At 31.0% G+C, this 955-nt stretch carries 1 protein-coding gene; it reads left to right on the top strand.

Annotation, left to right across the window (positions count from 1 at the left end):
• Window positions 1-955 (top strand): transposase (locus CAAU_RS04635; RefSeq protein ID WP_040305963.1); only part of this gene is annotated, 955 nt, incomplete at both ends.

The following is a 955-nucleotide window of genomic DNA, read 5'->3' as shown; positions in this document are numbered from 1 at the left end:
CTTTACCTTCTTACTCTGTTTTTCGAAGATTTATTAAAAATCTTTCTAACTCTTTTCTTAAAGAAATCATGAAAAATCAAGTTAATATCCTTAAAGATTTAGGCTTTATCGATAATAAATTTATTTCCGTCGATGCTACCCCTGTTAAAGCTAATACTAAATTTAACAACCCTAAATCCTTTTCAAATAACAAATTTTCTAAAAATAATCCCCCTTCTTCTGATAAAGATTGTAAATTAGGTGTTCATACCGCTAATAACTCCATGAATCTTCATCTTTCTGAAGATAAAACCGTAAACTCTAAGAAAAACTATGAGTTCTATTGGGGTTACAAAAATCATGTCATTTGCGATGCTATTTCTGGTCTTCCTATTGCTGAGTTTACTACCACCGCTGATGTTAATGAGGTTTCTAATCTTACTGAAATCCTTGCTTCTACTAATGAATGGTTTCCTCTTGAAGGCAGTTACATCATTGCTGATAAAGGTTATGATTCAAAGCAAAATCATGATTTCATTCGTTATACCCTTAAAGGTCATGCCTTCATTGCCTTAAATAAGCGTGGCACTAAGAAACATAATTTAACATCAAAAGGTAATGTCATTTGCGATGCCGGCTTACCTATGCATAAAGATGGTAAACAATATTTTGATTCATATATTAAGCAAAAATTTTGCTGTCCTTTTAGAACTTCCAAGGATGACTCTTTATGTCCTTGTAAGCATGATAAATACTTTAATGGTAAGAAAAACAGAGGCTGTGTAAAATACATAACCATTGGGACTGATTATAGGTCCTCTATAAATCGTGATTCTATATTTTTTAAAAAAATATATAGCCTAAGAACTGAATCAGAAAGATACAATTCTAGATGGAAAAATCTCAATACTGAGCAAGCTTATGTTAGAAATATTAACTCTGTTACTAATCTAAATACAATCGGACATATTTGTCT

The organism is Caloramator australicus RC3 (assembly GCF_000297115.1).
Taxonomy (GTDB): domain Bacteria; phylum Bacillota; class Clostridia; order Clostridiales; family Caloramatoraceae; genus Caloramator; species Caloramator australicus.
Note: the sequence above shows the minus strand (reverse complement) of the source record. Positions and strands in the feature narration are given on the sequence as shown.